Consider the following 23,190-nt stretch of genomic DNA (forward strand, 5'->3'; position numbering starts at 1 on the left):
CGAGGAACTGCGTTAAGCCACGGCTTTTACGTCGGTGACCGCGGGCAAGGCGGCCTCGAGCATCTGCGCATCCTGCGGCTGCAACAGCTTGTCCACGTCCAGCAGCAAGACCATGCGCTGCCCGACCGAGGTCAGTCCCTTCAGATATTCGGTGTCCACAGCCGTGCCCATATCTGGCACCGGCTTGATCGCGCCGCCTTCGACGTCCAGCACGTCCGACACGCCATCGACCACGACGCCGAAATGGCGCCCGGCGACGGTGATGATCACGGTGACGGTCGTGGCGTTGTATTCCTCGCGTGCCAGCCCGAAGCGCAGGCGCAGATCGAGCACCGGCACGATCGCGCCACGCAGGTTGAGCACGCCCAGCACATAGGAAGGCGCTTGCGGAATGCGCGTCACCGGGGTCCAACCGCGGATTTCGCGTACGGCCAGAATGTCGATCGCGTATTCCTCCTGGGCGAGGTTTACGGTGAGGTATTGCGTGACGGCCGATTCAACGGCTTGGACTTGAGACAGGCTGGCTGTTTGGCTCATATGCATTCCAGGACGGGACCCCTCTATGTATGGGGTATCGGCAGAGGGGCTGGGAGCTTGAACGCGTGCGGGGAGTTTTTTTGCGCTTTTTTGGCCGGGGGTGCCGACTCCCACTCTCTCGCGCCACCTCACCTTCGTCATTCCGGCGTAGGCCGGAAGCGCTTTACAACAGCGAAGCTGGTCACCCAGTGGCGCCAGTGCTCGGTTCTTGCCTGGGTGTTCGGGCGATCTGGCCGCTTACGCAGCGGGCGTTTCGAACGCCTGCCGGCGTCCGAGTCACTTTCTCTTTGCTGGCCCACGCTTGCGCGTAGCGCATGCGAACGGCGAAGCCGGCCCGGAGGGCGGAGGACCTTTAGGTCCGGAGTAAAGAGAAAGTAACCAAAGAGAGAATGGCCTTTAGAGCCAAGGCTCTGAGCAGCATTGAGAGATACAACCGTTCGTGCCGCCTACTCGAATCGATAGGGGACACTTCTGGCGCTTCTGAGGTGCGCCGGAGCTGTGCGCGAGGCTTCGTGGCGGTGAGGACTTAAAGCGTTCATCCTCTCACCCTTGCCTACCCCTCTCGTCATTCCGGCGCAGGCCGGAGGCGCTTTTCAACAGCGAAGCTGGTCATCCATGCCTCAGCGCCTCCGCTTGCGAAGCCTTGTCCGAACTCAAGCTGCCTTTTTACGCCCCTGCATGCGTACCAGGCCAAGCACATCCACGATCAACGCCACCGAACCGTCCGACAGAATCGTTGCGCCGGAAATGCCGTTGACGCGGCGGAAGTTGGCTTCGAGCGACTTGACGACGGCCTGCTGCTGGCCGATCAACTCATCGATAAACAGACCGACGCGCGAACCTTCACCCTCGACAACAACCACCAAGCCCTCGTCGATCATCGTGCGTGCGCCGGCAATGCCGAACACTTCGTGCAGGCGAATGACCGGCAGATAGCCGTCGCGGAAACGGAACAGCTCCCCGCCGCCGGCCACGCTACGGATGGCATCGCCGCGCAGCTGTATCGACTCGACGATCGATACCAGCGGCACGATGTAACGCTCGTCGCCGACAGCAGCAGTAAGGCCATCGATGATCGCCAGCGTCAATGGCAGGGTGATGGTGAAGACCGTGCCCTTGCCCTCGGTACTGCGGATGGCGACGGTGCCGCCCAGGTCCACCACGTTACGACGGACCACATCCATGCCCACGCCACGACCCGATAGATCGGTGGTCGCCGCGGCGGTGGAGAAGCCCGGCTGGAAGATCAGCTCGGCAACGGCGTCGTCACCCAGGTTGTCGCCCGAGGCGATCAGGCCGCGCTGGATGGCCTTGTTGATGATGGCCTGGCGATTGAGACCCGCACCATCGTCGCTGACTTCGACCACGATCGAGCCACCGCGGTGAAAGGCTTCCAGCCGCAGCGTGCCGGTATCGCCCTTACCCGCAGCACGCCGACGGTCGGGTGACTCCAGGCCATGGTCGATCGCATTGCGCACCAGGTGCACCAACGGATCGCCGATTTTTTCCAGCACGGTCTTGTCGAGCTCGGTCTGCTCGCCGACCAGATCCAGCTTGACCTGCTTGCCGAGCTTGTTGCTCAGGTCACGTACCAGACGCGGGAAACGACTGAAGACCGAGCCGATGGGCAACATGCGGATGCCCATCACGCTTTCCTGCAAAGCGCGCGTGTGACGGGCGAGTTGCGCCAGGCCCTGACGCAGATGTTCCAGGCGCGACATATCGAAGTCGTCGCGGAACGGATCGAGCATGGATTGTGTGATCACCAGCTCGCCGACAAGATCGATCAGGCTGTCGATCTTGTCGATACCGACACGTACCGAGCTGGTTTCGTTATTCGTGGTCGCTTCGCGGACTGCGCGCGGTGCCGCTGGTGTTTCGTTTGCTGCGCGCGCCGCTGCGGGTACGGCGGCGGTTGCTGGCGCAACGGCGAGCAGCGGTTCGACCTTCAGGTCGCACTCGTCCTCTACCCAGTCGAATACACCGGTGATGGCCGAGCGCTTCACCGGCGCATGCAAGGTGATGCGCCAGGACAAGTGGCATTGCGACGGATCGAGCTTGGCCAGCTCCGGCAGCGCATCGCAGTTCGCGACCACTTCCAGACGCCCCAGCTCGGCCAGCTCGCGAATCATGCGAATGGGTTCGTTGCCACCGGCCAGCATGGTCGGATGCGGGCGGAAATCGATCACCCAGGCATCGGCCTGGTCGCTGACCTCGGCCTTGGCCACAACGGCTACGCCGTGTCCCATCGCCGCTGCCAGCTCCTGCCGCACGCTTTCGCTGACCGCGTCCGCCAGCGGTTCGCCGGCCTGGGCACGATCGAACATGCCACGCAGGCAATCGACGGTGCGCAACAACAGCTCGACGATGGCCGAGTCGACTGCACGCCGGCCGTCACGCAGTTCATCCAGCAGCGATTCGGCCTCGTGGGTAAAGGCCGCCATCTCCGGAAAACCGAAGGTCGCCGCACCGCCCTTGATCGAGTGCGCGGCGCGGAAAATGCCGTGCACCAGCTCCGTGTCGCCACCGTCGTCCAACGACAGCAGCGCCGATTCCATGCTGGCGAGTCCTTCGAGGCTTTCGTCGAAGAAAGTCTGATGAAATTGCGCAAGGCTGACATTGGCCATGGGATTAACCGAGCACGCGCTTGACCGTGGCCAGCAATTGCTCCGGATCGAACGGCTTCACCAGCCAGCCGGTCGCGCCGGCGGCCTTGCCTTCCATTTTCTTGTCGGTATGCGACTCGGTCGTCAGCATCAGGATCGGCACGCCCTTGTATTCGGTCAGCGTACGCAGCTCGCGCACCATGCTGATCCCGTCCATTACCGGCATGTTGACGTCCGCCAACACCAGGTCGAAGCGCGAACCGCGCGCCGCATCCAGTGCCAGCTGGCCATTCTCGGCCTCGCTCACCTCATGACCGGCGCCGCGCAGGGTAAAAGCCACCATGCCACGCATCGACGCCGAATCGTCCACCGCGAGAATCTTTGCCATCGTCTACCTCGTCGAGCCGGCTTTATGCCGGCAGTTCCAATGTCTGTTCCAGCCCCAGCAGCGCGACCGCATCGCGCAGCGGCTCGCCCACGCCCTGCCAGTTCACCTGTCGCCCGGAGGCATAGGCCGCACGGCGAAAAGCCGCCAGCAACTGCACCGCCGCCGTATCGACACGCGTCGTGGCCGAGGCATCCAGCGTGCAGGAGGGGTGCTCCAGCGCCGCCATCAACTCGTCGCGCAGCGCCGGCAAGGCCGCCATCCGGCAATCTTCCGGAAGCTGCACCTTTTGATCCGTCGCGTCGCGTGACGCTTTTGTGCTCTTGCCCGCCATGACTGCTAGCTCGCTGCTGTTAGGCTGTCGTTGGTGTGCTTATCGGCGGTCTTGGCCCGGGCTTTAGCGAATTGCCGAGCTCAAGTTATTGCGTCCCCCGCCGATGCAGTGGCCGCAACCCCTCATTGGTCTGCGATTAGCCCGAGCGTCACAGGAGCCTGTTTGATCATCCAACCCACCAGCCTTGCCGCCCTTACCTGGGCCGGCGCCGCCGCCGGCAGCACGGCTGACAGCTGGCGGATCGGTACCGTGCTGTCCGCGCGGCCACTGGGCGTGAGCCCGCAGGGGATGATGATCTTGCAGATCGGCGCGTTGGCGGTCGAAACCCAGTCGCCGAGCACGCAATTGCCGCCGCAGTTCCAGGTGCGCGTCCTGAGCATGGGCGCCGAGCCGCTGCTGGAGGTGATGATCCCCTCCGGGCCGGAAACCTTCGTGCAGCAGGCCATGCGTGAGCGCCTGCCACAGCAGAACGGCTATGCCCCGCTGCTGGCGACGCTCGATACCCTCGCGCAACGTCCGCAGGTACGCCAGTTGCCCTCTTCCATCCGTACCGCATTGGCCTTGCTCGAAAACGCCATGCGCACGCCGGAAGAAATCAGCGACGGCCCTGGTTTGCGTGAAGCAGTCGCCCGCAGCGGCTTGTTTCTTGAAGCGCAGCTCGCCGATCCGATGGCCATGGGCGAGGCGCTGGGCGAAGAAGACTGGAAAGGTGCGCTGTTGCGCCTGGCTACCGCCCTGCAGACCGGCGGTTATGTCGGCAAGCCCTCGACCAATGGACCGGGCAACGCCCCGGATACCGCACCGCCGTTGCAGCACCGCGGTCTGCTGGCGCAACCTCGCGCGGCCGCGCCTGAAGAAGGCGATCCCTTGCTCGGCGACGATGCGCAAGATCTCCGCCCGCTACTCGATCGACTCAACACCGACGTGCATGCCGCGCTGGCCCGCCTCGAAGTGGCCCAACTGGAAACGGCGGCTACCTCGGTCTGGATGGTCGAGATACCGGTGCAAGGCAAGGACGGGCGCGACGTCGTGCAGCTGCAGTTGGAACAGGGCGCGACCAGCAGCGATCCTTCCACGTGGACGTTGGGTTTTGCGCTGGAACTGCCGAGCCTAGGCCCGGTGCAGGGCGAGGTTCAATTGCGCGGCCAACGCCTGAGTGTTCGGCTTTGGGCGCATATGGCATCCACTGTCGAAAAGCTCGATCGCCGTTTCGACATGCTGCGCGATCGTCTTGCCGCCAGCGGGCTGATTCTCGATCAGTTGAGCTGCCAGCATGGCATGCCGCAAACCGGGCAGTCCCGTAGCGCCGTACTACTGAAGACCATGGCATGACCCAGGCACTCCCTCCTCCGCGTCGCAAGGTCAGCTTGCGTATCAGCCACAGCGAAGGGCCGGCACCGACGATGCCGCCTGAATCGCTGGAGCGTTTGCTTGCGCGGGCGCGGGATGCGGGGGTGCCGCTGCATCATGACCCACAGGTGGCGGCTGTGCTGGCTGCGCTGCGGTTGCGGGATGATGTGCCGGCGACGCTTTATGCGGCTGCGGCGGCGGTGCTTGGGTGTGTTTATGATGCGGCTGGGGAGTGAGTTGGGTTTTCGCTTCTCCTGCGCTGTGACTTAAAGCCGGTTTCGGCTGTGGTTGGTCCTCGCCTGTGTGTTCGCGCAATTTGACCGCTTACGTAGCCCCTCCTACTTCGTCATTCCGGCGTAGGCCGGAACCCAGTGGCGTCAGTGCTTGGTTCTTGCCTGAATGCTTTCGCGACCTGGCCGCTTACGCAGCGGGCGTTTCACTCGCCTGCCGGCGAGCGAGTCACTTTCTCTTTGCTGGCCCACGCTTGCGCGCAGCGCATGCGAACGGCGAAGCCGGCCCGCAGGGCGGAGGACCTTTAGGTCCGGAGTAAAGAGAAAGTAACCCAAGAGAAATGGCCTGTGGATCAAGAGCTCTGAGCAGCATTGAGAGATACAACCGTTCGTGCCGCCTACTCGAATCGTCAGGGGACACTTCTGGCGCTTCTGAGGTGCGCCGGATTGGTGTGCGAGGCGTCGTGGCGGTGAGGACTTAAAGCACCCCCTCACCCTAACCCTCTCCCCCGGCGGAGCCAGGGGAGAGGGGACTGACTGAGGCGAGCCTCTGTGTTGCGCACTTGCGCCACCTGCTCCCTCTCCCCTGGCTTTGCCGGGGGCGAGGGCTGGGGTGAGGGGGCCGGGTGCTCGCGGGAACATCACCAAAGTGCAGCTTTGCTCTCGACAAGCGATGCGCAGCGAGCGGTCAGCTCTTCGGGCCCCCTCGGGAGCCGAGTGAGGTTTGGACGATCAGGCCCCGAAGGGGGCATCGACAGGACGTCGATGCCTTTAGGACGGGACACGGATGTCCCGTCCTAAAGCCCGGCCAAACCTCACGGTCCGCAGGACGGCGGACTAGGGGTGTCCTTTCTTTGGTTAGCTTTCTTTACTCCGGGCCTTACGGCCCTCCGCCCTTCGGGCCGGCTAACGCCGTTCGCACTGCGTGCGTGGACAAGCAAAGAAAGTAACTCGGCGACCGGCAGGTCGGCGAAACACGCCAAAGGCGACTTTCTAGCCTAAACGCAGAACCAGAGCGATGCGCGCTCTCGCGACAACCAACCACCGAAGCCACTGGGTCCCCGCCTACGCGGGGATGACGAACAGGTGGGGGACCGGGCAAAACGTGCCGGGTCAAAGCACCCTCACGCCACACCATGCATCCGCCGAACCAACTCCGCCTCATCCCGCGACAACCCACACCGCAAAACCAACTCATCCACACCCACACCCTCGCGCGCCAACTGCTGCGCCAAGGCATACGTCTGTGGCGAAGCGGCTGGAACAGGCATATGCGCTCCATGACGCTCAAGATGTCGCTCGACGGATTCAAGGCGGCGTTCCAAACGACCGAGCATCATCACCAGCATCGAAGTCGGAACATCCGTGCCCGATGCGGAAAGACACTGCGCCAACTGGATGCGCAATCGCAACTGCTGACGCCACACCCAATAAAGCAACATCCCCTGTGCCGTCACCAACAAGATCAGCGCGATCAGGCCAATCTCAATACCCATACTCAATCCCCGTGCGCCGCCCCCTGCGGCAAACGGCATAGTTTGCGCACATCCAGCAGCGCAACGAAACCCTGTTTCCAGGGAACGACGCCACGGACGGGGTCGTCGGTGCGTTGGGCGCGGCCCGATGGCGGGGCGGCCATGTCCGCTTCGTTCAAGGACAGCAGCTCGTCGACGGCGTCGACACGCACACCGACCTGATGGGATTCATGCGTCAACACCACGATGCGCGCCTGCGCAAGCGTGGTGGTCGAGGTATCCAGCCCCAGGCGCAGGCGACCGTCCAGGACTGGGACGATCTGGCCACGCAACTGCCGGATGCCAAGCAGATCCGAGGCCGATCCAGGCACGGGCGTAACGGCGCCGTCGCGCACGATTTCGCTGACCTGAGCCGACGGCGCGGCATAGGACTGACCAGCGAGGAAGAACACCAGCCACTGGGATGGAGTCTGTGCAACTTGGGCCACGGCGTTCATGCTTATCCTTTGTTCTCCAGCTCCGGCGTTTGCAGCGCACTGATCGTCGCGGCGGCCGGGGCAGGTGCTGTGTCCTGGCCAGGGTTCACCGTGATCAGGCTCGGCAACGCAGGCAATGTGGCGGGTGCGGCCGCCGGCGTCGTGGAATCGGCCGGCTTCGGCGAAGACGGTGCATCGGCGATCGGGTGGTCCGCATCGCTGTAGAACCGACTCGGTGCGTTGCCGTCGCTCAATACGACGACCAGTACACGACGATTGCGGTTGCGGCCTTCTTCGCTAGTGTTATCGGCGGCCGGGCGAAACTGGCCCCAGCCGATGATTCCCAGGCGGCCGGGATCGACGCCCTTGTCGGCGAACAGGCGCGCCACGCTCGCTGCGCGTGCCGCGGACAGCTCCCAGTTGGACGGATACAAGGCCGTGTTGATCGGCTTGTCGTCGGTATAGCCCTCGACGCGCAGCGGATTGGGGAACGGCGAGAGGATCGCGCCGATCCGGCTCAGTACATCATCGGCGGAACTCGAAAGCTTGGCCACGCCGCTGGGAAACAGGATATCGGTGCGTATCTCGATCTCGAGATAGCTCTCCGTGCGACGCATGGTGATCAGGCTCTTGTCGATCAACGGCTGCAGCGCGTGCTGCACCTCGCCCTGAATCTGTTCGAGGTTGTGCTGTTGCGCTCCGCCGGTGCGCTGCACGGTCGGCTGTTCGCCCTTTCCGGGTGTGGGCTGACGACGCAGCGGCAGTTCGATACGGCGTGCCGACGATGTGGCCGTCGACGATGCACCGGCATCGGGCACCGGCGCCAGTACGGACGGCGTGCGGCTCGGGGTCGCTTCCAGTCGCTTGCTGTTGCCGTTGAAGGCTTCGATGATCGACTGAGACAGCACGCGGTACTTGCCCTCGTTTACCGCGGACATGGCATACATGACCACGAAGAACGCAAGCAGCAACGTAATCAGGTCGCCGTACGGAATCGCCCAGCGTTCGTGATTGACGTGCTCTTCGTGACGACGGCGTCTCATTGCAGATAACCCTGCAACTTGCTTTCGATCTGGCGTGGGTTATCACCCTGCGCGATCGATACCAGGCCTTCGATCACGATCTCGCGCATTTCGCTTTGCTTGTGCACCAGCCCTTTCAGACGCGCCGCCATCGGCAGCATCAGCAGGTTGGCCAGGCCGATGCCATAGATGGTGGCAACGAACGCGGCGGCAATGCCATGGCCGAGCTTGCTCGGGTCGGCCAGGTTCTGCATCACCGCCATCAGGCCCATCACCGCGCCGATGATGCCGAGCGTCGGCGAATACGTCCCCGCGTTTTCGAACACCTTGCTGGCATCCAGGTCGATCTGTTCGCGCGTGCCCAGCTCGACTTCCAGCACGCCGCGAATCGCTTCGGGTTCGCTGCCATCGACCAGCAACTGCAGGCCCTTGCGCACAAAGCTGTCCTGCTCGGCGTTGATCTGCGGCTCAAGACCCAGCAGCCCCTGGCGACGCGACAGCTCGCTCCAGCCGACGATGCGACTGATCAGATCGGCCGGTTGATGACGCGGCGGCTTGTAGACCATGGGCAGCATGCCACCGGCGCGCTTGAGCACCTTGCCTGGCGTCTGCACCAGCAAGGCGGCGATGGTGCCGAGGAATACGATCACGAAAGCAGCCGGATTCCACAGTGCCTCGAGCGTCGATCCCTTGAGGATCGTACCGATCGCGATCACCGCGAAGGCGAGGATGGTTCCGATGATGCTGACCAGATCCATGACTTAAGCCGTTTCCTTCAAAGCGGTTGAAAGCAGTGCGCCGCCCTCGTCGGCCAGACCGGCCAGATCGAGCACCAGTGCCAGCCGTCCGTCGCCGGTCACGGTCGCACCGGCAATACCGGGCGTGTCGGCGAACAAGGGACCAAGCGGTTTGACCATGACGTCTTCGCGACCGATCACCGCGTGCACCAGGCAGCCGATGCGTTGATGACCGATGTGCACCACCACGACCTGGCGTGGCGGCGCAGCGCCGTGCGCACGTGCCCATGCGGACAGATCGCCCAACGGCAACGCACGGCCGCGATGTGCGGCGACACGACGCCCATCCAGCCATTGATCCTGGCCTGCGGAAAGTTCGAATACTTCACTGACGTTGCTCAACGGCAGCGCAAACAGACGGTCACCCACGCCGACCATCAGCACGCGCTGGATCGCCAGCGTCAGCGGCACGGCCAGTTCCAGCTCACTGCCCTGGCCGAGCTTGGAGCGCACCTGCAAGGTGCCGCCGAGCTCGATGATGCGTGTCTTCACCACGTCCATGCCGACGCCGCGGCCGGAGATGTCCGAAACCGTCGCTGCCGTGCTGAAGCCGGGGCGGAAGATCAATTCCAGCGATTCGACTTCGCTCAGGCGCGCGGCCTGATCTTCGTCGATAACGCCCTTCTCCACCGCCTTGGTCCGCAACACCTGCGGATTCATACCGCGGCCGTCGTCGGAAACGATGATGACGATCCGCTCGCCACGCTGGCTGGCCGAAAGCCGCACACGCCCCTTGCGCGGCTTGCCGGCGCGTTCGCGATCCTCTGGCATTTCCAGGCCGTGATCGACCGCATTACGCAACAAATGCACGAGCGGATCGGCGAGTGCTTCGACCAGGCCACGATCGAGATCGGTGTCTTCGCCCTCGGTCACCAGCTCGATCTCTTTGCCGAGCTGACGCGCGAGATCGCGCACGATGCGTGGGAAGCGTTGAAACAGGCGCCCTACCGGCTGCATGCGCATGCCCAGTACCGCGCCTTGCAAATCATCGGCGACACGATCGAGATCGCCCGCCGCCACTTCCAGAGTTTCGTCGCCGCTGCGCGAGGCAAGGCTCAGCAGGCGGTTACGTACCAGCACGAGTTCGCCGGCGCGATTGACCAGATCGTCGAGACGACCGGTATCGACACGCACGGTTTGCTCGGCCTGTACCGGAGCACGCGCAGGCGATTTCGGTGTGGGCTCAGCGACCGGCGGTGCTGCAACAGCCACCGGAGGCGGTGCCACTGCCGTGGGTGCCGCGCCCTTGCCATGCAGGCTGTCGAGCAGTGCCTCGAATTCATCGTCGCTGATTGCGGTCGATGCGGCGGGCGCGGGCGCAGGCGCCCCCGGTGCACCATTGCGGCCGTACAAACTATCCAGCAACGCCTCGAACTCGCTGTCGTCGATCGCGCCGCCTTCTTCCGTCAGTGCGGGCATCGGCGCTGCAACCGGCGCGGGTGCGGGCGCATGCGCTACGCCGCTTTGCAGGCGACGCAACAGGCTGGCAGCCGGCGCCGGCAAGGTGTCGCCTGAGCTCATCGCATCCATCTGCACGTTGAGCAGATCGAGCGCTTCGAGCAAGGCATCCATCTGCGCCGAGTCGAGCACCACTACGCCGTTGCGCGCTTCGTTGAGCAGATCCTCGGCCTGATGGCACAACTGCACCATCGGGTCGATAGCCAGGAAGCCGGCGCCGCCCTTGACGGTGTGAAACGCGCGAAAGACCGCATTGAGCAGTTCGGCATCGCGCGGCGACGCTTCCAGCTCAACCAGCTGTTCGCTCAAGCGTTGCAGCAACTCCCTGGCTTCGACCAGGAAGTCATCGCGCAGCTCATCGTCCAAGGGTGAAGACATCCGCTTGAGTTCCTTTAGAAACCGAATTCGCTAAGCAGACGATCAGCCTCGTCCTGGCTGTTGACCTTGGCCGCTGCAGCAGGCGCTTCGCCACCAGCCAATGCACCGGTGAGGCGAACCAGTTCCAGCAGGGACGATTCCACGCTACCGATAAAATGCGCGACCTTCTTGATGCGCTGACCGGAAAGATCCTGCCAGGACTGCGCTAGCACCATGTCGTTCAGACCATCGCGACTCGCGGCGGCAAATTCACGCGCCTGACGCGCCAGCACGGCACCGGCTTCGTTCTCGTCGCTCCACGCGAGGATTTCGATCGCGTTGGCTTCCAGCGCTTCGGCCTGCGGACGCATGCGTTCGGCGAAATCGAGGCTGCGATGCGCGGCCTGCGAACTCATTTCCAGTACATCGAGCAGGTTCTTGCGCGCATCGGCGACGCTATCGGGTACGCCTTCCAATGCCAGGTCGCTGCCGAGGCGGCGTACCGCTTCGTGCAGGTCGCGCGCCAGCAGGCCCAAGGCGCGGAACAGATGCTGTTCACGCTGGCGTGCCAGCGCATCGAGCGCCAGTTCGAAATCGGCGCGGTCGGCACTGTTGAGCAGCTGCTGCAGCTCGGTCGGCAAGGCGGTCTCGGAAAGTAGCAACGAAGAGGTGCTCATGCGGTGGCTCCTTGCGCGGCGAGCCGCTCGAAGATTTTGTCGAGTTTTTCTTTCAGCGTGGCCGCGGTGAACGGCTTGACGATGTAGCCGTTCACGCCAGCCTGCGCGGCGGCGATGATCTGGTCGCGGTTGTTTTCCGCCGTCACCATCAGCACCGGCATGCCCTTCAACGAGGGCTCGGCGCGGATCGCGCGCAACAGGTCGATGCCGGTCATGTTGGGCATGTTCCAGTCGGTCACGACCAGGTCGAACGGCATCTCGCGCAGCATCGTCATGGCGTTATTGCCATCTTCGGCCTCCTGGATCAGCGGGTTGGAGAAACCCAGCTCGACCAGCAGGTTGCGCACGATGCGCCGCATGGTGGAAAAGTCGTCGACCACCAGGATTTTCATGTTCTTGTCCAACGGGAGGGCTCCGGCTTGTAGGTTGGGAACGGGGAATAAGGAACAGGGAACGGAAAAGAAGGTTGCGGATAGCTGGAGGTCAGCGGCGGCGCTCGACCCTCCCCGCTCCCCGTTCCCCATTTCCGGCGCCATCGCGCCAACCGGACATCCGTGCCCGTAACCGCACCAGCGCCTGGCCGTGGATCTGGCACACGCGCGATTCAGTAACGCCGAGCACGGCGCCGATTTCTTTCAGGTTCAATTCCTGTTCGTAGTACAGCGACATCACCAGCTGCTCGCGTTCGGGCAGGCCGGAGATCGAGTCGATCAGGGCCTCGCGCATGCCTTCCTGTTCGACGCGATCCTGCGGCTCCAGGCCATCCTGATCGACCACGTCCAGCGCAGCGCCGCCTTCGTCGTCATCCGGCGCGGTGAGGCTGAGCAGACGCGCGCTGGTCGCGTCGGCGAGAATCTGGTGGTACTCCTGCGCGGTGATGCCCATGCGCCGGATCACCTCGGCATCGATGGCATCAGCGCCGGTTTCGTTTTCGATCTGACGCACCACTTCGGTGACTTCGCGCAACTTGCGATGTACCGAGCGCGGCGTCCAGTCGGTCTTGCGCAACTCGTCGAGCATGGCGCCGCGGATGCGGATGCCGGCATAGGTCTCGAAGCTGGCCGAGCGATCGGTGGCGTAATTACGTGCGGCCTCGAGCAGGCCGATCATGCCCGCCTGCACCAGATCGTCCACGTCCACGCTCGACGGCAAACGCCCCATCAGGTGATAGGCGATACGCCGCACCAGAGGCGCGTGCTGACGCACCATGTCTTCGGTGCTCTCGCGTTGCAGTTGCAGATATTCGGAAGCCACGCTCATCTCGCCCACCCATCCCCTGCCAGGCTTGGCTCCAACGCCGCCTGACCACCAAAGAAGGCAATCCGGTCGTGGTTGGGGTACTCGGGTTCACCCCATGTATCGACCGCACCTGCCAATTGCTTGAATCCCTGTGCCGACCGGCTGCCCGGGGCGGCATCGACCACCGCGCACTGGCGCCGGATCGCCCGGCGCAGGTACTCGTCGTGCGGGATCATCCCCATGAAGTCGAGCGCGACGTCGAGGAACCGGTCGCTGACCCGAGAAAGCTTTTCATACAAGTGCTTAGCCTCGCCGGCATGGCGCACCATATTGGCCACCACGCGGTAGCGGCGTACCCCGAAGTCGCGGCTGAGCACCTTGATCAGGGCGTAGGCATCGGTCAGCGAGGCCGGCTCGTCACAGACCACCAGGATGACGTCGTCGGCCGCGGCCGCGAACATGGCCACGCTGTCGGAGACGCCCGCGGCGGTATCGACCAGCAGGTATTGGGGCGGGCGCACCAGTTCGTCGAAGGCGCGGATCACCGCCGCATGCTCGCCATTGCTCAGCTGGGCCAGGCGCCGCGCGCCCGAACCGGCCGGAATGATCTTCAGGCCATGCGGCGCAGTCACCGCCAGCTCGTCCAGCGTGCAGCTGCCGTCGAGCAGGTGACCGATATGCCGCGACGGCGTCAGGCCGAGCAGCACGTCGACATTGGCCAGGCCCATGTCCGCGTCGAGCAGCATGGTCTCGTGCCCAGCCATCGACAGCGCCATGCCCAGATTCACCGCGACGGTGGATTTGCCCACGCCGCCCTTGCCGCCGGCAATCGTGATCGCGCGAGTGCGCGGCCGCGGCACTGTCGAACTCAAACCCATCGCCTGATCTCCACGCAGATGTTCGCTGGCGTGCGCGTCGCGCGCACGCAGTGCCGCAAGGGCAGGAAACATCTGCCGCAATCCCCACGCCTGATTCATCGCTAAGGTTCCCATGGGGTTCAAGCGCTCGCCAGGCTGAGGCCGAAACGATCGGCCATGGTGGTGTCTTCGGTAGTGCCGCTGGATTTCAGCGCCTGCGCGGCACGGCAGACCAGTGCGCGCGCATCGGCGGCGGCAATGTCTTCAGGCACGCGCTGACCGTCGGTCACGTAGTCGAGCGGCAGGTGATGACGGATCAGCGTGGACAAGGCGCCACCAAGATTCGGTGTCTCGTCCAGCTTGGTCAGAATGCATGCCTGCGGCTTCAGCGGCAGGTAGGCGCGAATGGTGGCGTCCAGAGCCTGTGCCTGCGTGTTGGCGGCCATCGCCACGCACACGCGCACGTCGCCTACGTCGTGCAGCAGCTCCATCTGCTGCTGCAGACGCGGATCGTTACCCGCCACACCGGCGGTGTCGACCAGCACGGCCTGGCGACCGCGCAATGAAGTAAGTACCTGGCGCAGGCTGACCGCGTCATGCGCGGGGAATACGCGCACGCCGAGCAGGCGACCGTAGTGTTCGAGTTGCGCGGCGGCACCGATGCGATAGTTGTCGGTACTGATCAGTGCGACCTGGCCGGCGCCATGACGCAGGACGGCGCGCGCAGCCAGTTTGGCGATGGTGGTGGTCTTGCCGACGCCGGTCGGGCCGACCAGTGCGATCACGCCACCGGTCGCCGCCAGATCGCGGCCACTCACCGCAAGGCTGCGGCTCAGTACGCCCAACGGCAGGTAGCGCGCCTGTTCGGCACTGATCTGATCGGGGAGTTCATCGATCAACTTGCGCGCGACATCGGCTTCGATACCGAGCCGGGTCAGATCGCGCAGGATGCGCGCGCGCAGCGGATGGCGGCGCTCCATATCGTTCCAGGCCAGACTCGACAGCTGCGTTTCGAGCATCGAACGCAAGTCGCCCAGTTCGGCACGCATCCGGGCGCTGTCCTGCGCGGCGCGTTCGAGCATGGATTGAATCGGTGCCGGCTCGACGCGCGGTGTGGGCTGCGCTTGTGCGACAGTTTCATAGGACTGCTGCGGCTCGGGACGCGCAACACGTTCCTGCGCCACGCTGATATCGCGCAACGCTGGCTGGCCGCGAGGCGCATCGTCGACCTCGGCGTGTGCGGATGCCGTCGCCGCCGGCTGCGTCACCGGTGCAGCCGGTGCATGAGCGGCTGCGATCGCCTGCTTGGCGCGCGTCAGCAACGGCGTGCGCTCGGGCTTCGGCGGCGTGGGCGCAACCACCGGCGCCTCCGGCCTGGCACCCGGCAACGGCGCACCGTGCCGCGCGGCTTCGCGCACCAGGGCTTCGTCGTAATCGACTGCCGCGATGATCTCGATGCCGTCATCAAGTCGACGCGTCGACAGAATCACCGCATCCGGCCCCTGCTCTTCGCGGACTTCGCGCATCGCCTGGCGCATGTCGGAGGCGACGAAACGTTTGATCTTCATGCTTACGCGCTCCGCGCTTGGAGGTGGGAGATGGGTAGCGGGAGCGCGACAACCGATGCGCCGCGCGAGCCTGCAAGCTGCTCGATACGTTTCATGCATGCGCCCCCATTACCCATCTCCCATCTCCGCTCTAGAGGTTATCGACCCAGCGCCTGCACCAACCGAACCCGTCGGTTGTCAGGCACCTCGTTGTAAGCCAGTACGTGCAGGTTCTGTGCCACGTGGCGAGTGAAGCGCGCGAGCCATGGACGCAGCTGCGGCGGCACCAGCAGAACCGCTGGTTCACCGCTCTGATCCTGGCGTCGCGCGGCCTCGGCGACGCTCTGCTGGAGGCGGTCGGCCAGGCCCGGTTCGACCGCGGCGCCCGCCGCACCGGCGTTGCCGAGCGATCCGAGCAGGATCTGCTCCAGTTCCGGCGCCAGCGTGATGACGGGAATTTCGGTACCCAGGCCGGCGATCTCCTGAACGATCTGGCGACCCAGCGCGACACGCACGGCGGCGGTCAGCGTGCCGGGATCCTGACTCTGGCTGGCGTGCTCCGCCAAGGATTCGACGATGCTGCGCATATTGCGGATCGGCACCCGCTCGGCGAGCAGGTTCTGCAGCACCTTGACCACCACGCCGAGCGACAGGCGCTTGGGCACCAGGTCCTCGACCAGCTTCGGTGCGTTGGCCGCCAGGCGGTCCAGCAACTGTTGCACGTCCTGGTGGCTGAGCAGCTCGTGCGCATGGCCCTGCAGGATGTGTGAGAGATGCGTAGCGATCACGGTGGCCGGGTCGACCACGGTATAACCCAGGCTCTGTGCGTGATCGCGCTGCCCGGTTTCGATCCACACCGCTTCCAGGCCGAACGCCGGGTCCTGCGTGGCGATGCCTTGCAGGGTGCCGTGCACACGGCCCGGATTGATCGCCAGCAGGCGCTCGTTGTAAACCTCCGCCTCGCCCATCGGCACGCCCATCAGGGTGACGCGATACGCGTTGGGGCCGAGGTCGAGGTTGTCGCGGATATGCACCGCCGGCACCAGGAAACCCAGCTCCTGCGACAGCTTGCGGCGTACCGACTTGATCCGCCCCATCAGCTCGCCGCCCTGCGCCTTGTCGACCAGCGGGATCAGCCGGTAACCGACCTCCAGGCCGACCGGATCGACACTGGCGACATCGTCCCAGCCCAGCTCCAGCTTTTCGCCAGGCACCGGTGCCGGCAAGGCATCGACCGGCGTCGCGGCGAGACGCTCTTCGGCTTCGTGCTTGCGCTTGATCATCAACCACGCCGCGCCGCCGCAGGTGCCGCCGAGCAACAGAAAAGCAACGTTGGGCATGCCGGGAATCAAGCCCATGACGCAGAGCACCGCGCCGGCGACAGCCAGGGCACGCGGTTGGCCGAAGACCTGGCCGACCAGCTGCTTGCCCATGTCTTCGGAACGCGACACGCGCGTCACGATGATCGCGGTGGCGATCGACAACATCAGCGAAGGCACCTGAGCCACCAGGCCGTCACCGATAGTCAGCAAGGTATAGGTACGTGCCGCTTCGCCGGCCGAAAGGCCGTGCTGCATCACGCCGACGAAAAAGCCGCCGACGATATTGATCAACAGAATCAGGATACCGGCGGTAGCGTCGCCGCGAACGAACTTCGAGGCACCGTCCATCGAGCCGTAGAAGTCCGCTTCCTCGCGCACTTCCTGGCGGCGTTCACGCGCCTGTTCCTGCGTCAACAAGCCGGCATTGAGGTCGGCGTCGATCGCCATCTGCTTGCCGGGCATCGAATCGAGGGTAAAACGCGCGGTCACTTCGGACACGCGCGTGGCGCCCTTGGTGATGACCACGAAGTTGATGATGGTCAGGATCGCGAACACCACCAGACCGACGGCGAAATTGCCGCCGATGACGAACTCGCCGAACGCCTCGATCACCTTGCCGGCGGCGCCGGGGCCGTCATGGCCGTGCAGCAACACCACGCGGGTAGAGGCGATATTCAGCGCCAGGCGCAGCAGGGTCGCCATCAGCACCACGGTGGGAAACGCGGCGAATTCCAGCGGTCGCATCACGTAGATCACCGCCAGCAGGATCACCAGCGACAGTGCGATGTTGAAGCTGAAGAGCATGTCCAGGATGAAGGGCGGCAGCGGCAACATCATCATCGCCAGCATCGCCAGCATGATGATCGGCGCGCCGGCGCCCCTGCGTGTTGCTTGCTTCAGTGTATCGAGTGCACCAACGGCGGCCATCTGTCATCCGTCAATCAATTGTCGCGATAAGGGCCCATCAGGTCCGGATCGACCTCGGGTCTTGGCGGCTCGGGCGGCGTCATGCCGTGTGTAACTGCCTGTTTCACCTGATATACGTAGGCCAGCACCTGGGCGACGGCTACGTACAGGGAAGCAGGCACTTCCCGTCCGATATCGGTAGTCGCATACAAGGCGCGTGCCAACGGCGGCGCCTCGACCAACGGGATGCGATGACTGGCCGCAACAAGGCGGATCTGCTGCGCCAGAACGTCGACACCCTTGGCAATGACCTTGGGTGCACGCATGCGACCGTCGTCGTATTGCAGGGCGACGGCAAAGTGCGTCGGGTTGACGATGACCACGTCGGCCTTGGGCAACTCCTGCATCATGCGGCGACGGGACATCTGCTGCTGCACCTGGCGGATACGCCCTTTCAACTCCGGGCTGCCGTCGGACTCCTTGTGTTCATCGCGCAGTTCCTGCTTGGTCATGCGCTGGCGGCGGGTGTAATCGAAACGCTGCCAGATCGCATCGACACCGCCGATCAGGCCCAGCATCACGCCGAAGATCAATCCAGCGCGACCGAGCAACCCCAGTGACTGGGCAATACCGGCACCCACCACGCCACGGCCGGTCTCCATGATCTCTGGCTGCCAGCTGTGAATCAGGATCAGCAAAGCACCACCGATCATCAGCAACTTGAGCAACGACTTGCCCAGCTCGACCAGGCCGCGCATCGCGAAGATCTTGCCCAGGCCGGCGATCGGATCGAGTCGTTCGAACTTCGGTTGCAAGGCTTCTGCACTGAAATTGAGGCCGCCGAGCAGGGTCGGCGCGCCAAGCGCGGCCAGCAGCGTCGCCACGGCAATCGGCGCGACGATAGCGACTGCCTCATGCAATGCGCCATACCAGGCATGCACGGGCAACTGACCGGCAAACAAGGCTTCGCGCGAATAGCTCAAGCCGAGCCGATAGATCGTACGTGCGTGCTCCATCGCATCGTGGCCGGTCGAAATCAGCGTCGCTACCGCCGCCAGCACCACCATCGAGCCGGACAGGTCGCGCGAGCGCGGCAGATCGCCCTTTTCGCGCGCTTCGCGAATACGTTTTTCGGACGGTTGTTCGGTGCGGTCTTCCTGTTCCTGGTCGGCCATCGAGCTAGCCCCCGGCCAACTCGTGCATCAGCGACCAGGCCGATTCCTGGATCGCCTCAAATGCACCTGGCAGGCTGCGCAGCGACAGCCACAAAGCAATAAAGCCCAGCGACACGGTGATCGGAAAGCCCACCGCGAACAGATTCATCGACGGCGCAGCGCGGCTGATCGCGGCAAAACCGATATTGACCACCAGCAGCGACGTCATCGCCGGCAGCGCCACGCGTACCGCACCAGCAAAGAACTGTGTACCGAACTGCGCGACCGCATGCAGGCCACTCGGGCCGATGGTCGCCGTGCCCGGTGGCAAGGTGTGAAAGCTGTCGGCGAGCAAGGCGATCAAATGCAGATGCCCGTCCATCGCCAGGAACAGCAGCGTCACCAGCAAACCATAGATCTGCCCTAACACCGCAGAGCTGCCACCAGCCAACGGATCGAACGACTCGGCAAAGCCGAGATTCATGCTCAGCGAAATGAACTGCGCGCCGAACGACACTGCCTGGAACGCCAGTTGCAGCACGAAGCCGATCGCCACGCCGATCAGCAACTGCGAAACCATACTGGCCAGGCCTTCGCCGGTGAGCAGGTCGATATTCATCGGCGCCATCGGCGCCAATACCACGGTCAGCACCAGTGCGATAACCAGACGCACCTGCATGGGGACCATCGTCGAACTGAAAATCGGCGCGACCAGGCACATGCCGCTGACTCGCCCGAACGCCCACAGCAAACCGCCCAGCCACGCCTGCAGCTGGACCAGTTGCACGGTGGTCACTTCATCGCCCCGGGCAAGCCTTCGATCACATGCCGCGTGAACTGGACCAGCGTGCGCAACATCCACGGGCCGGTGATCAGGCCCACGCATGCCATCGCGATCAGCTTCGGAATGAAGCTCAGGGTCATTTCGTTGATCTGCGTCGCGGCCTGGATCACGCCGATCAGCAGGCCGACCGCCAATGCGGTAAGCAACAGGGGGGCGGCAACTAGCATGGCAACGTAAAGAGCATGCTGGCCGAATTCGATGACTGATTCGGGGGTCATGCGAGAGCCCCCTTCACCCCAACCCTCTCCCCCGGCTGAGCCAAGGGAGAGGGAGCAAAAGCATGCCGGCACGTCATGTGTAGAAGCTCCCCGCCAGCGTTCCCATCAATAGAGACCAGCCGTCGACAAGTACAAACAACATGATCTTGAACGGCAGCGAGATCGTTACTGGGGAGACCATCATCATGCCCATCGACATCAGCACGCTGGCTACTACCAGGTCGATGATCAGGAAGGGAATGAACAACAGGAAGCCCATCTGGAAGGCGGTCTTGAGTTCGCTGGTCATGAATGCGGGCATCGCCACGCGCAGCGGCACGTCGTCCTTGCTGGCATAGGGCTTCTCGCCGGCAAGCTTGGTAAACAACTGCAGATCCGAGTCGCGCGTCTGATCGAGCATGAAGTGCTTGAACGGCGATGTCGTCGCCTGCAACGCCTGCTCGGCGGGCATGGTGCCGTCCATATACGGTTTGACGCCCTCCACGTAAGCGTGATTGAGCACCGGCGACATCACGAACAAGGTCAGGAACAACGACAGGCCAAGAATGATCTGGTTCGGCGGCGTCGCCTGCGTGCCCAGGGCCTGGCGCAGGAAGCCAAGCACGATCACGATGCGCGTGAACGAGGTCATCATCAGCAGCACGCCGGGGAGCATGGTGAGCACGGTCAACAGTGCCAGCACCTGCAAGGAGAGCGTCCAGTTCTGCGCGCCACCCGCGTTCTGCACGGTCAGCACCGGAATACCGGCGGCCTGCTGGGCGGATACGGCAAACGGCAGCAACATCAGCGCCAGCGCGAAAAGAAACTTCAAGGTCTTCATGCCTTGCGCTTCCAGCGGTTGAGCAGCTCGCCGAAATTCGGCACCTGCGGCGCAGCCGGCAGCGTCGCGGGCGCAACCTCGCCTTCGTACACGTGCAAGGTGCGCATGCCACCCTGACCGGTACCTACCAGCAAGCGCTTGCCATCGGCCTCGATAAGCATCAGGCGATCGCGCGCACCCACCGAGAAGACTTCCAGGCAGCGGATACGGCGACCGCCCGGCTGCGTGCGGCCCTGCATGCGACGCGTAAACCAGCCGGCGACCAGGATGACCGCGATAATGGCGCAGAGGCTGAGCACGACGCGCAGCAGCTCGGCGCCTACGTTGACATCGGAGGCCGCGGCAATCGGGGCTGCGGCTGCAAGTGCGATAAACATGCTCGGAGTCACCACTCAGCGCAGCTTGCGCACGCGCTCGGACGGGCTGATCACGTCGGTCAGGCGAATGCCGAACTTCTCGTTGATCACCACTACTTCGCCATGCGCGACCAGCGTGCCGTTGACGAACACATCCAGCGGCTCGCCCGCGGCGCGGTCCAGCTCCACCACCGAGCCCTGATTGAGCTGCAGCAGGTTGCGGATGCTGATGCGGGTGCGGCCGACCTCCATCGCCAGCGTGACCGGCACGTCCAGGATCATGTCCAGGTTGACGTCCGACTCGCCCACGACGCGGTTGATCGCTTCGAAATCATTGGTGCCGCCGAGTTCGGCGGGAGTTGCGTCGCTGTGAGTCATACCGGTGTCGTCTCCGTAAAAGTATCGGTTACCAGGCGCACGCTGCGCCGGGCCGCGGGCCCCTGATAGCGCACCGAATTGCGCCCGTTGGATTGGCCGTAGCGACCGCGAAAAATCGGCACGTCCTCGGCAAACACCGTGGACATGTCAGGCATCTGCACCGGAATCACGTCGCCCGGGCGCAGCTTGAGAAAATCGCCGATGCTGATCTGCGATTCGAACAACAGGGAGCTCAGCTCCACTTCCGCATCCATGATCTCTTCGTGCAGTGCTTCGGCCCAGCGGTCGTCGCGTTCGACGCGATCGCTCTGCACGCCGGCATCGAGCAAGGTGCGGATCGGTTCGACCATCGAATAAGGCATGGTCAGATGGATCTCGCCGCCACCGCCATCGAGCTCCACATGGAAACGCGACACCACCACGGTTTCGGTCGGGCTGACGATGTTGGCGAACTGCGGATTGATCTCCGAATTGATGAATTCGAACTGCAATCCAAGCACCGGCGCCCACGCTTCGCTCATCGCAGTGAACACTTCGTTCAACATGATCTGGATCACGCGATTCTCGGTCGGCGTAAAATCGCGACCTTCGATGCGTGCGTGATAGCGACCGTCGCCACCGAAAAAATTGTCGATGGTAGAAAACACCAGGCGCGGCTCGATCACAATCAGGCCGGTACCGCGCAGCGGCTTGATGCGTACCAGGTTCAGATTGCTCGGCACGGCCAGGCCGTGCACGTATTCGTTGAACTTGAGCATGCGTACGCCATTGACCGAGACCTCGCAGGCCTTGCGCAGCACGTTGAACACACCGGTGCGGAAAAAGCGCGCGAAGCGGTCGTTGACCATCTCCAGCGTCGGCAGGCGGCCGCGGACGATACGATCCTGCTGAGTAAAGTCGTAATCGATCGCGGTTCCGGGCGGCGGGGGCTCGTCGCCGCCCGTCTCTACCGTGCCGCCGTCCACGCCATTGAGCAGCGCGTCGATCTCTTCCTGGGAAAGCAGGTCGCTCATCGGACGTTCTCCGTCACTGCATCACAAAGCTGGTGAAGTACAGCGCGTCGACGCCGGGACGGCCGAGGCGATCGTTAAGAATCTTGCGCACGGCGTCCAGCGCCTTGGCCTGCAGCTTCTGCTTGCCCTGCACGTCGTTGAGATCGGCGCCGGTCTGGCTGCTGAAAAGCAGCACGAGCGCGTTACGAATCACCGGATCGGCATTCTTGGCCGCTTCGATCGCCGCGGGGTCGTGCGACATCAGGGTCACACCTACTTGCAGATAGGTCTGCTGCTCGTCGCCCTTGAAGTTGACGACAAACGATGGCTCCAGCGGCAAGTATATCTCGGGGGTCTTCTTGCTCGATGTCGTTGCCACGCCTTCGGCTTGGGCGCTCTGCCCGCGAAGGGTGAATAGCGCGTAGCCGCAGACGCAGGAAATCAACACTAGCGCCAGCACCAGGGTGATGATCAAACCGCGGTTGCTCGGCGGTTTGGGTGCTTCGACGACGGGGGCTTCGGCCTTGGCCATGAATAACCTCAAGTAAGGAATGATGCTGTTACCTGAGGTTTAGCAAGCGCCATGCCATGTGTGGGAATGGCTTATCTGGTGCGGTTTTGCAGTGACCGGGGGGATTTATTGACGCGTGGCGTGGCGATGACGCGAAGGGTGGTGACGGTTTTTCGGCGGCGTCGGGAATTGGACCTGGGGTTTGGGGCCGGGGTCTTGGTCGCAGCTGAAGTCGCTCCTACAAGCTGGCAGTGCCTGCTGAGTTTGTAGATGTGATTTTAGGGAACCCCGAAAACTCTTCCTACTCGTCATTCCGGCGCAGGCCGGAACCCAGTGGCTTTG

The 23,190-nt window shown here is 63.8% G+C and carries 25 protein-coding genes; 2 read left to right on the plus strand and 23 right to left on the minus strand.

Annotation, left to right across the window (positions count from 1 at the left end):
• Nucleotides 1-12: 12 nt before the first annotated feature.
• The 4 genes from QMG46_RS21455 to QMG46_RS21470 all read right to left on the minus strand — a co-directional run bounded on the left by QMG46_RS21455 (nt 13) and on the right by QMG46_RS21470 (nt 3,814).
• Nucleotides 13-537, minus strand: a complete 525-nt coding sequence (locus tag QMG46_RS21455) for a chemotaxis protein CheW (protein WP_281849927.1) — start codon at nt 535-537, stop codon at nt 13-15.
• A gap of 653 nt (nt 538-1,190) precedes the next feature.
• Complete coding sequence (locus tag QMG46_RS21460; protein WP_281849928.1) at nt 1,191-3,164, minus strand: chemotaxis protein CheA; 1,974 nt, start codon at nt 3,162-3,164, stop codon at nt 1,191-1,193.
• A 4-nt stretch (nt 3,165-3,168) separates the two neighbouring features.
• Nucleotides 3,169-3,531, minus strand: a complete 363-nt coding sequence (locus QMG46_RS21465; protein ID WP_281849929.1) for a response regulator — start codon at nt 3,529-3,531, stop codon at nt 3,169-3,171.
• A gap of 22 nt (nt 3,532-3,553) precedes the next feature.
• Nucleotides 3,554-3,814 carry an STAS domain-containing protein gene (locus QMG46_RS21470; protein ID WP_281849930.1) on the minus strand — a complete coding sequence of 87 codons (261 nt, stop codon included), beginning with the start codon at nt 3,812-3,814 and terminating at the stop codon, nt 3,554-3,556.
• Between the two features lie 210 nt (nt 3,815-4,024).
• On the opposite strand from QMG46_RS21470, the gene QMG46_RS21475 reads away from it, so the two are divergent.
• Nucleotides 4,025-5,194 (plus strand): flagellar hook-length control protein FliK, encoded by a 1,170-nt coding sequence (locus tag QMG46_RS21475; protein ID WP_281849931.1) that lies wholly within the window; start codon nt 4,025-4,027, stop codon nt 5,192-5,194.
• A complete protein-coding gene (locus QMG46_RS21480) occupies nt 5,191-5,448 on the plus strand; it encodes an EscU/YscU/HrcU family type III secretion system export apparatus switch protein (RefSeq protein WP_281849932.1) in 258 nt (85 codons plus the stop codon). Before QMG46_RS21475 ends, QMG46_RS21480 begins: the two co-directional genes overlap by 4 nt.
• A gap of 1,118 nt (nt 5,449-6,566) precedes the next feature.
• Here QMG46_RS21480 and QMG46_RS21485 read toward each other — a convergent pair.
• From QMG46_RS21485 to QMG46_RS21575, 19 genes are all read right to left on the minus strand, one after another.
• Nucleotides 6,567-6,938 (minus strand): DUF2802 domain-containing protein, encoded by a 372-nt coding sequence (locus QMG46_RS21485; protein ID WP_281849933.1) that lies wholly within the window; start codon nt 6,936-6,938, stop codon nt 6,567-6,569.
• Nucleotides 6,939-6,940: 2 nt separating this feature from the next.
• On the minus strand, nt 6,941-7,414 hold the full coding sequence (locus tag QMG46_RS21490) for a chemotaxis protein CheW (protein ID WP_281849934.1): 474 nt from the start codon (nt 7,412-7,414) through the stop codon (nt 6,941-6,943).
• A gap of 2 nt (nt 7,415-7,416) precedes the next feature.
• Nucleotides 7,417-8,436 (minus strand): flagellar motor protein MotD, encoded by a 1,020-nt coding sequence (motD, locus tag QMG46_RS21495; protein ID WP_281849935.1) that lies wholly within the window; start codon nt 8,434-8,436, stop codon nt 7,417-7,419.
• Nucleotides 8,433-9,173 (minus strand): flagellar motor protein, encoded by a 741-nt coding sequence (locus tag QMG46_RS21500; protein ID WP_281849936.1) that lies wholly within the window; start codon nt 9,171-9,173, stop codon nt 8,433-8,435. The genes motD and QMG46_RS21500 overlap by 4 nt, the downstream gene beginning before the upstream one ends.
• A 3-nt stretch (nt 9,174-9,176) precedes the next feature.
• Nucleotides 9,177-11,048, minus strand: a complete 1,872-nt coding sequence (locus QMG46_RS21505) for a chemotaxis protein CheA (RefSeq protein ID WP_281849937.1) — start codon at nt 11,046-11,048, stop codon at nt 9,177-9,179.
• Nucleotides 11,049-11,062: 14 nt separating this feature from the next.
• Nucleotides 11,063-11,704, minus strand: coding sequence for a protein phosphatase CheZ (locus QMG46_RS21510; protein ID WP_281849938.1), 642 nt, complete (start codon nt 11,702-11,704; stop codon nt 11,063-11,065).
• On the minus strand, nt 11,701-12,108 hold the full coding sequence (gene cheY / locus QMG46_RS21515; protein WP_281849939.1) for a chemotaxis response regulator CheY: 408 nt from the start codon (nt 12,106-12,108) through the stop codon (nt 11,701-11,703). Before cheY ends, QMG46_RS21510 begins: the two co-directional genes overlap by 4 nt.
• Nucleotides 12,109-12,187: 79 nt before the next feature.
• Complete coding sequence (locus QMG46_RS21520; RefSeq protein WP_281849941.1) at nt 12,188-12,964, minus strand: RNA polymerase sigma factor FliA; 777 nt, start codon at nt 12,962-12,964, stop codon at nt 12,188-12,190.
• Entirely contained in the window at nt 12,961-13,893 is a 933-nt protein-coding gene (locus tag QMG46_RS21525; RefSeq protein WP_345781780.1) for a MinD/ParA family protein, read from the minus strand. The genes QMG46_RS21520 and QMG46_RS21525 overlap by 4 nt, the downstream gene beginning before the upstream one ends.
• Before the next feature lie 47 nt (nt 13,894-13,940).
• Nucleotides 13,941-15,368, minus strand: coding sequence for a flagellar biosynthesis GTPase FlhF (gene flhF / locus QMG46_RS21530; RefSeq protein WP_281849942.1), 1,428 nt, complete (start codon nt 15,366-15,368; stop codon nt 13,941-13,943).
• Between the two features lie 137 nt (nt 15,369-15,505).
• Nucleotides 15,506-17,596, minus strand: a complete 2,091-nt coding sequence (gene flhA / locus QMG46_RS21535; protein ID WP_281849943.1) for a flagellar biosynthesis protein FlhA — start codon at nt 17,594-17,596, stop codon at nt 15,506-15,508.
• Between the two features lie 14 nt (nt 17,597-17,610).
• The gene (gene flhB, locus QMG46_RS21540) at nt 17,611-18,750 is read right to left on the minus strand and encodes a flagellar biosynthesis protein FlhB (protein WP_281849944.1); all 1,140 of its coding nucleotides are present in this window, start codon (nt 18,748-18,750) and stop codon (nt 17,611-17,613) included.
• 4 nt (nt 18,751-18,754) lie between these two features.
• Nucleotides 18,755-19,525: a flagellar biosynthetic protein FliR gene (fliR, locus tag QMG46_RS21545; protein WP_281849945.1), complete on the minus strand. Its 771-nt coding sequence runs from the start codon at nt 19,523-19,525 to the stop codon at nt 18,755-18,757.
• Nucleotides 19,522-19,791, minus strand: coding sequence for a flagellar biosynthesis protein FliQ (fliQ, locus tag QMG46_RS21550; protein ID WP_281849946.1), 270 nt, complete (start codon nt 19,789-19,791; stop codon nt 19,522-19,524). The genes fliR and fliQ overlap by 4 nt, the downstream gene beginning before the upstream one ends.
• Nucleotides 19,792-19,864: 73 nt before the next feature.
• The gene (gene fliP, locus QMG46_RS21555; protein ID WP_281849947.1) at nt 19,865-20,611 is read right to left on the minus strand and encodes a flagellar type III secretion system pore protein FliP; all 747 of its coding nucleotides are present in this window, start codon (nt 20,609-20,611) and stop codon (nt 19,865-19,867) included.
• Nucleotides 20,608-20,988, minus strand: coding sequence for a FliO/MopB family protein (locus QMG46_RS21560; protein WP_281849948.1), 381 nt, complete (start codon nt 20,986-20,988; stop codon nt 20,608-20,610). Before QMG46_RS21560 ends, fliP begins: the two co-directional genes overlap by 4 nt.
• A gap of 15 nt (nt 20,989-21,003) precedes the next feature.
• Nucleotides 21,004-21,345, minus strand: coding sequence for a flagellar motor switch protein FliN (gene fliN / locus QMG46_RS21565; protein WP_281849949.1), 342 nt, complete (start codon nt 21,343-21,345; stop codon nt 21,004-21,006).
• Nucleotides 21,342-22,358, minus strand: a complete 1,017-nt coding sequence (fliM, locus tag QMG46_RS21570) for a flagellar motor switch protein FliM (RefSeq protein WP_281849950.1) — start codon at nt 22,356-22,358, stop codon at nt 21,342-21,344. Before fliM ends, fliN begins: the two co-directional genes overlap by 4 nt.
• 13 nt (nt 22,359-22,371) lie before the next feature.
• Nucleotides 22,372-22,869, minus strand: a complete 498-nt coding sequence (locus QMG46_RS21575; protein ID WP_281849951.1) for a flagellar basal body-associated FliL family protein — start codon at nt 22,867-22,869, stop codon at nt 22,372-22,374.
• Between the last annotated feature and the right edge of the window lie 321 nt (nt 22,870-23,190).

The sequence above is a fragment of the Dyella sp. GSA-30 genome, from assembly GCF_027924605.1.
Lineage (GTDB): Bacteria > Pseudomonadota > Gammaproteobacteria > Xanthomonadales > Rhodanobacteraceae > GSA-30.